This is a genomic window from Mesorhizobium sp. M1050 (genome assembly GCF_040318715.1).
Lineage (GTDB): Bacteria > Pseudomonadota > Alphaproteobacteria > Rhizobiales > Rhizobiaceae > Mesorhizobium.
Genome location: NZ_JAMYMV010000128.1, coordinates 1 through 8,108, shown reverse-complemented (window position 1 = coordinate 8,108; position 8,108 = coordinate 1). Strand labels below are relative to the sequence as shown.

General features: G+C 60.0%; 6 protein-coding genes and 2 pseudogenes. 5 read left to right on the top strand and 3 right to left on the bottom strand.

Features of this window, described 5'->3' with window-relative positions; all coding sequences use genetic code 11:
- Positions 1-685 precede the first annotated feature (685 nt).
- Positions 686-970 carry a DUF982 domain-containing protein gene (locus NKH57_RS32775; protein ID WP_023761537.1) on the bottom strand — a complete coding sequence of 95 codons (285 nt, stop codon included), beginning with the start codon at positions 968-970 and terminating at the stop codon, positions 686-688.
- 20 nt (positions 971-990) lie between these two features.
- Positions 991-1,431 carry a DUF982 domain-containing protein gene (locus tag NKH57_RS32770; RefSeq protein ID WP_352950473.1) on the bottom strand — a complete coding sequence of 147 codons (441 nt, stop codon included), beginning with the start codon at positions 1,429-1,431 and terminating at the stop codon, positions 991-993.
- On the opposite strand from NKH57_RS32770, the pseudogene gfa reads away from it, so the two are divergent.
- From gfa to ligD, 4 genes and pseudogenes are all read left to right on the top strand, one after another.
- Positions 1,407-1,960 (top strand): annotated as a pseudogene (gene gfa, locus NKH57_RS32765) (S-(hydroxymethyl)glutathione synthase). The gene NKH57_RS32770 and the pseudogene gfa overlap by 25 nt on opposite strands.
- Positions 1,961-2,575: 615 nt before the next feature.
- Positions 2,576-2,758, top strand: a complete 183-nt coding sequence (locus tag NKH57_RS32760) for a hypothetical protein (RefSeq protein WP_156938600.1) — start codon at positions 2,576-2,578, stop codon at positions 2,756-2,758.
- Between the two features lie 265 nt (positions 2,759-3,023).
- Positions 3,024-4,475 (top strand): sensor histidine kinase, encoded by a 1,452-nt coding sequence (locus tag NKH57_RS32755; RefSeq protein WP_352950471.1) that lies wholly within the window; start codon positions 3,024-3,026, stop codon positions 4,473-4,475.
- A gap of 123 nt (positions 4,476-4,598) precedes the next feature.
- A complete protein-coding gene (gene ligD, locus NKH57_RS32750) occupies positions 4,599-6,377 on the top strand; it encodes a DNA ligase D (protein ID WP_502907365.1) in 1,779 nt (592 codons plus the stop codon).
- A gap of 531 nt (positions 6,378-6,908) precedes the next feature.
- On the opposite strand, the pseudogene NKH57_RS32745 reads toward ligD, so the two are convergent.
- Positions 6,909-7,291, bottom strand: a pseudogene (locus tag NKH57_RS32745) (EamA family transporter); the annotation flags it as partial.
- A gap of 28 nt (positions 7,292-7,319) precedes the next feature.
- On the opposite strand from NKH57_RS32745, the gene NKH57_RS32740 reads away from it, so the two are divergent.
- Positions 7,320-8,009 carry a PIG-L deacetylase family protein gene (locus tag NKH57_RS32740; RefSeq protein ID WP_352950469.1) on the top strand — a complete coding sequence of 230 codons (690 nt, stop codon included), beginning with the start codon at positions 7,320-7,322 and terminating at the stop codon, positions 8,007-8,009.
- The last annotated feature ends 99 nt before the right edge of the window (positions 8,010-8,108 follow it).

The window sequence follows — 8,108 nt, the reverse complement described above, 5'->3', positions numbered from 1 at the left end:
GAGGGTCTTCAATGTCGTCAATATGATCGAGAAAGCTTGCGTCCATCGCCGGTCTCCTTCCCGGCCAACAGAATCCCGCTTGGTTACCAGAACGTTAACGATTCATGATTTCGCCCTGGCGTGTCGGGCCAACGCTCTGGTCGGGCGCGCGCAGCCGTTGTGACGAATCTCGCTTACGTTGCTTTGCCGGTTTAAAGGTCATTCCGCCGCTCGGCCGATCAACGCGACAAGGAGCCCCAATGACGCTGCCAGCGATAAGATCGCTACGACCCTCCTTGCTGCGCTCATGGACTGCGGGTTTGTTCCGGCGTCGCCTCTGCGCGGGGCAGGGAGCTGGCGCTGCCGCTGCGATCGGTCGCCGAAAGACAATATTTCTGAAGCGGGCATCGATCTTGTGCTAGCCGAGGAAGATACGGCGCTCGAAGCGGTCATAGGAGCGCTCCGAAAATTGGAAACGAAGCCGAAAGTGTTTTCAACGAAGCCGAAAGTGTTTTCATTGGCATTTCCTGCATTGAGCAAGGAAGCGGCGCTCCTTAACCTTACCGGCTCCAAAATGGCTTCCGGCATTCTACGACGCCCGCTCATGACCGCCAGCAACCATGGCGGCGCATCAACGCGGGCGTTTTCGCACGGCGCAACTTTTTGGGCGGCGGCCCGAGGGCCGCCGCCTCTGAAGTCACCCGGATCAAGCTTGCAGCAGCTGCTCGGTAGCAGTGACCGGCGTTATCATGCCGTCTTCGAGCAGGATGTCTTTCTTCCTGGCGAACTGCAGAACACTGCCACGCGCTGTCTCCGCGTCGATCTCGCCGGCCAATGCGGCCTTACAGGCGCGGATCGCCGCCCTTTGTTCAGGACTGTTCCCGCACCACTCTGTGACGAACTGGTAGGCATCCACGACCGAGTTCAGCTGCCTGGGCAAGCCAAGTCCGACCCAGACGCGAACGGGCTTTTCGAAGGGCTGAGAAAGCATGGTTTCCTCCCTCCGAGCAGTCAGGCGGCAACGCCGCCCGTCTCTCCCGACCGTCTTGCCGTAATCCAAGGCATCGTCGTTGCGACGTCCTCAAGGATCTTCACAGAGCGGGCAAAGCCGGCGAACGCATCGCGCGCGACTTTCAACGGTATGAGACCATCGAAGGCGCGGTGACAGGCGCGCTTTGCCGTCTCATAGACTATGCCGCGCTGATGCTTCGGCCATTCGTCGAGGAAGTCGAAAGCATCCTCAAGGCAAGCGATCTCTAGAATGAGATCTTCCGAAGCTCTCACGAACACGGGACTCTCAAATGTTCTCACGCTCATCGAAACCTCCAATTGTCTGAACGATTTCAGGTGGTTGAGGATGGTCACCCCAGCAACCGGCAGCGACCTGCGCAAAATATGTAAAGGCCGATTTTCGATGTCAAGACCGCATGAAGCCAGTGGCGCATCCGACAAAGTCCTCGGTTCCTGCGTTTGCCGGCGGCACGCTGGTCTGCGCCTGCACCAGCAATCCGGTCAAGGTGAAGGTGAAGGGCCAGATCGCGCACAATCATGCCTGCGGCTGCACCAAATGCTGGAAGCCAGAAAGGCGCGCTGTTCTCGGTCGATGCCGTGGCAGGTACGGGCGACGTCACCATCACCGAAAACGGCGACAAGCTGAAGGTGGTCGACCCCTCAGCGCTGATCCAGCGGCATGCCTGCACCGGCTGCGGTCCACATGCACGGACCGGTCGAGCGCGACCACGCGTTCAAGGGCCTGTCCTTCATCCACCCCGAGCGTTTCGTCGAGGATGGCTGGTCACCTCCGGGCTTCACCGCTTTCGTCTCGTCGATCATCGAATCGGGTGTCGATCCGAACCGCATGGAGGGCATTCGTGCGCAGTTGAGGTCGATCGGGCTGGAACCCTATGACTGCCTCAATCCCGGCCTGATGGACTATATCGCCACCTGGGCGGCCAAGAAGTCGGGCGCTCTGCCGGCATAATCCGCATTGCCGCGACCGGGCGGTTCTATCGGGACGGTCGCGCTTATTGCGATCACTGGCGAACGGCGCCGGAGATCGCGGCGACTAGCGCCGGAGACCTGCGCGATGTCGTTGCGATCTTCGATTCCAGTTATCCGAACGCGATAAGGGTGCTCGCGCAGTTCGGAGACCCAACCGCGCGCCCAACACGATGACTGGCGGCACGAGTGATCACGTCTTTGGGCTGTTCGCCATGTTCGGCGGCGGTTTGCACCGCAACTGCACAACCTCACATCTCGGAAGATGAGGACCGGCTCCTGTTGCCGTCTGCGTTTTCGACGCCGAAATTCTCCGCGCTGTATTTCCAGCTTTGGTCCTGTTTAGGGACGTACCGCAGGATCAGCGGCATGATCTGCGCATAACTCATTCACGACTTTAGCGGATGTGAGCAGATCGAAGCTGGCTTAGTGGATTGGATCATCCACAGGCAAGAGATGACCGGCGCGGCGAGGGACTGTTGAGGGGACACATGACAACCCGTCGCACCGGTCACGCGCTAGGATTTGAAAGTAGCGGGATATTGGTGATCACGCAATTAAGCCGGAAGGAGTAGGCCCAGCCGTAGGCTCGCCGGGGTTGGCGGTTGTTGGGGTGCTCGCGCGTCGGTTTGCGATCAACATGGCGATGCGCGCGCGGCTCAATTCGCTGCCTCGCGTGGACGGTGCGCAAGCCGCCGCGCCTTGTTTCCACATTTGCGGCGACGAGATCAGCCGTCTTCAGACAGATCGCCTGCGGATTTTGATCGTCTGCGACGTGTGATCTCCGCATTGGTTTGCCAATCAATTGCTGCACTTCGTGTGTCGGCTCGATCTACGCCACTCTCCGGCGAAACCCGATCCACTTACCAGTGGGGCTACGACATCGATAAGTCCTCCTATTGGCATTTCCTTCAATCTCCCTGAGGTCGATTCACGCTATAGTTAAAGGAGAGCTTATGGAACCATACCCTACCAGCCGCGTTCGGGGTCGCGGGACGCAAATATCCAAGATCACGGCGGCAGCATTCGGATTTCGAGCACTAACTATGGAATTGGAACCGGGAAGTCTGGCCTCAAAGGACGATAGCTGCCGGCCAGCTCTCGCAATCGGCGAGCTAGAACGGGCTCTGCTCCGCAAAGACAATCTGTTTCACCAAGTTCTCGAGGCGCTTCCCGTCGCCATCTACACAACGGATCGGTCTGGCAAGATCACCTTCTACAATCGCGCGGCGGCCGAACTTGCCGGGCGCGAGCCGCAGATTGGAGTAGACGAGTGGTGCGTGACGTTTCGCCTGTTCACTCCCGACGGCAATCCTCTACCGCATGAAGATTGTCCGATGGCCGTGGCGTTGAAGGAGAACCGCCCGATCCGCAATCAGGAGGCTATCGCACAGCGGCCCGACGGTACGCTGATTCCTTTCCTCCCCTTCCCGACACCCTTGCGGGACGAGACCGGTGAACTGATCGGGGCTGTCAATGTGCTCGTCGACCTCAGTGAGCGGCGGCAAGCGGAAGAAGTCCGCCAGCATCTATCGGCCATCGTCGAGTCCTCGTTCGATGCGATCGTAAGCAAGGACCTGAACGGGGTAATAAAAAGTTGGAATCACGGTGCTGAACGACTCTTTCGCTACCCAGCCTCCGAGGCGATAGGAAAGCCGATCACCATGCTTATTCCCGCCGACCGGCAAGACGAGGAGGTCTATATCCTGGACCGTATTCGCAACGGCGAGCGGGTTGAGAGCTACGAGACGGTTCGTCGTCGCAAGGACGGAAGCCTCGTTCCCGTCTCCCTGACGATATCGCCGGTGCGCGATGGGGCAGGACGCATCGTCGGGGCGTCGAAGATCGCCCGCGATATTTCAGCTGCCAAAGAAAGCGAATACCGCATTCGCGCGTTAATGCGCGAAGTCAATCATCGAGTAAAAAACCAGTATGCTGTGATTCTGTCGATGATCCGGGAGACCAACAAGCGGTCCAGGAACCCGGACGCCTTCGAACGGGACGTTCGCGAGCGCATCATGGCACTTTCTGCCTCGCATGATCTCCTCGTCTCGGATGATTGGAGGGGCGCCAATGTCTTCGAATTGCTGCTGGCACAGTTAAAGCCCTTTGGCAGTGAAGAGCGCATCTCGATGTCCGGGCCATCCGTGGTCCTTGGTCCTAATGCGGTTCAGCATCTCGGCATTGCGTTCCACGAATTGGCAACGAACTCGGCAAAATATGGCGTCCTGGCAGGTGTGTCAGGACAAATAGTGGTGGCCTGGGGGATCGAAACGGCCGAAACAAAATTGTTCAGGCTGACCTGGAGCGAAACGGTCCACTCCAAAATTGAAAAGGTCGCGCACAGCGGCTTTGGAACAGTGGTGCTAACACGTGTGGCGCCGCAGGCAATGGGCGGGACTGGCTGGATTCAGCACCACCCCAACGGCCTAGTCTGGACGCTCGAGGCGCCAGCAGACCTTGTTGAAACCCTCCCTGCCAATAGCTCGGTCGCTTGACGGCCACGTGACGTGGCGGGCAGCCCAGCCCCGTTTACGCAGTTTCCGGACAAGCGGTCGGTGAACTATGTCTTGGAACCTATTCGCTTGCCGCACGCTTTTATTCGATGTCAGGAGCGTGCCGTGAGTTCCAAGGCCGGGGAGACTAGGCTCTCGTTCGTTGAGTTTCAGTCGCCGACGCTGGTCGCGAATGCACCCGAGGGCGGCGAATGGATCCATGAGATCAAGTACGACGGCTACCGCACCGAGCTGATCATTGAGAGCGGCAAAGCGCGAGCCTTCACGCGCCGGGGCTACGACTGGTCGCATCGATATCGACGAATTGTTCAAGCAGCTGCCGGCTTGCCGGTGAAGACCGCGATCATTGATGGGGAGGCTGTCGTTCTCGGTAACACTGGCCTGCCGGATTACCAAGCACTGGAAAGGGAGTTGGGCAATCCAGACTCGGCGAGGCTCGTCTTCTACGCATTCGACCTGCTGCACCTTAACGGGCGCGATCTTCGGCAACAGCCGCTAATGAGCCGCAAGGCAGCGCTGGAAAAGCTGCTGAGGGACACTGCGCCGACACTGACCTATGCCGAACATCTGGAGGTGAGTGGCAAAGAGGTGTTTCAACATGCCTGCCGGATGGGATTGGAGGGTATCGTATCCAAGCGCGTTGATGGCACCTACCGCTCGGGCGTCCAGACCAGTTGGCTCAAGGTCAAATGCGTCAAGAGCGATACCTTTCCCATCGTCGCTTTTGTCGAGAAACTCGGCGCTCGCCCGCGCCGCATTGCATCGCTCTACATCGGGCGCCGCGAGGGCGACCGACTGCTCTATGCGGGGAAAGCGAGAAGCGGGTACACCTTGAGCGCTGCCCAATCCGTTCGAGAGCGGCTTGACCCGCTGATCATCAGCAAGTCGCCTTTGTCAGAGCCCATTGTGAAACCCAAGGCGACCTGGGTGAGACCGGACATTCTGGCCGAGGTGCAATTCAGCGGCGTCACTGATCGCGGCGTGCTGCGCGAGGCCGTGTTCAAGGGTCTGCGCGAAGACCTCGTGCCGATCCCGGGCAAGCCTCCAGCCCGATCCAAGCGACGCGGGCCAATCCGGAAACATGGCGTTCCCAGCGAGAACATTCTGCAATTGCTGCCCGAAGCGGTCTCGCCCTCCAAGGAAGAGCTTGCGCGTTACTGGGAGAGGGTTGCGGATCAGGCACTCGCCCATCTCGGCCACAGACCGCTGAAGCTGGTCCGCCACGCACTTGGCGCAACCTTCTACCACAAGGGCGCGTTGCCGAAAATTCCGGCCGCCGTGCATCAGTTGCGGGTCCAGAAGCGTGAGGGTGGCGAAGGTGTGCGCGTGTGGGTGGACGACCTTGCCGGCTTGCTGGGACTGGTCGAGATGGACGCTGTGGAACTGCATCCGTGGAACGCCACAGTTGATGACATTGAGCATGCTGACCGCATTGTTCTGGATCTCGACCCCGGTAAGAGGGTCGACTGGGATGAAGTCGTTGGGACCGCGCTGACGCTCCGCGACATCATGGAAGCGGAAGGTTTGGAGAGCTGGCCGAAGGTGACCGGTGGCAAGGGCATTCACCTGATGGCCCCGCTTGGGGCAAAGATCACGCACGACAAGGCCCGGCTCCTTGCCCGGTCTTTGGCCAATCGGCTCGCCGAAATGCATCCGGATCGTTACCTGCTTTCCGCCGCGCCGGCAGCCAGAAGGGGCCGCATCTTCATCGATTACCTTCGCAACGGGCGCGGCAACACTGCCGTTGGGGCCTTCTCGCCAAGAGCGCGGCCCGGCTTCCCGATCGCCCATCCGGCAACCTGGAGCCAGATTGAGCAACGGATCCGACCTGATGCCTTTACGATCGACCATCCGTTCAGGGCAGTTGCCAGAAAGGCGGCTTGACTCGCAGGGTTTGTGGAGACGCCGGACGGGAACTGAACAGCGGCACTTAGCGCCTTCGTCGGACGATTCTTCCTGTCCTCTATGATCAAGCAAAGCAAAGAGTGCCCCAAGGGCGCCAGGTAAGTTCCGCCTCGATCTCCAATGAACGGGTTTCTTAGGACGCGAACAGCATTCGCAGCCGACATCAGCCCCGTTTCCAACGCAACATACGCAGCCCATCCGCCCGTTGTTCGGATCAGCCGGCCACAGATCGGGTCCGAAGTCCTTGGTCGCCATGTAGACCAAAATGGCGCTTCCCAAGGATGAAACGTAAACGCTGCCCGGCCGCTTCGACACCATGCCTTCAAGGTCCAAACGATCAACCGCCGCGTAGAACTCGGCCCCGCCTCCCGAGATGTGTTGACTGTATTGAAGGACGCCATCGCCCGGCCGATCAATTCCAGCAAGCGCTCCCTCCTTTGCCACAGGGGTTCACGCCGCGAGTCCTTTCCGTTCAGATGCAGCAGGTCGAAGGCAACGAAGATGATCTTGCCCGGCGACCACCGCCAGCCAGCGCCACGGGCCAACCTTCTCCCCGAGAATCGCCACGGAGAGAATGGTGACGCAGAGCGGTGCCAGGAAGATCAGCGCGTAGCACTCCGCCAGCGGAATGGTTGTGAAGCATAGACGCTAAGCACGCCGGAAGCGATTCCCGCCCACGCACGCGCCTGCACCGCCCAGGGCCGCCTGGTGCGCCAGAAATCACGCCAGCGCTCGTCTGCTGGGCGCGTGAAAAAGAGGAAGAAACCGGCGAAGAGGGTTATGAAAAATCCGATCTCAAAGACCGTGAGCTGTCCGCCCAGGCTTTTGACAACGGCATCGCTGCCCGAATAGCTTGCATAGGCGATCAGGGCGAGCAGGATTCCGTTCGGCACGTTTTTCCATTTCCGGGGAGAGAGTGGTTTGAAAATACTGGCGCTCGGTGCGCATCCGGACGACATCGAGATCTTCATGTTCGGTACGATGGCCGCCTATGCCGCGCAAGGCGCAGAACTCACTTTTGCCATAGCCACGGATGGTGCCAAGGGCGGCACGAGCGATCCCGCAATTCTCGCTCGTGTTCGTCGTGCAGAAGCGTCGGCCGCGGCTGCGCTGCTCGGGGCGACCCTGCGCTTCCTCGACTTTCCCGACGGCGAACTGGTGGCCGATGCAGCGCTGATCGGGGCGCTGAAAGAGCTGATTCGCGAGACCGGACCAGATCTGGCGATCACGCATGCGCCCAACGACTATCATGCCGACCATCGCGCACTGTCCGACGGCGTGCGCATCGCGGCCTCGTTCACGGTCCCGTTGCTGCATGCCGACACGATGGGCGGTACCGGTTTTTCGCCGACGCATTATGTCGACATTTCCGCGCATGCAGACATCAAGGCCAGTGCGATTCGCAAGCATCAGTCGCAGGATCCCGAGCGCTTCGTCGACGGCGCGCGAACGCAGAACCTTTTTCGCGCCGGCCAGTGCAACGGCGAGCCAGGTTCATTGGCCGAGGCGTTCCGCTTCGAACCTATTTTCCCGTTCGCCGACATCCGCGAACTGCTGCCGCCGGCGCCGCCGATCCGGCCGGTCATGGTGAGCACCAAACAGGTCGACTGACCGGCGCGACGGGACTAGAGCGGGATGAATTTAGGTTGGGCATAGCCAGCCTCGGTGAAGTAATTTCGGCATTCGGTTGACGTGACCTCGCCGAGGATT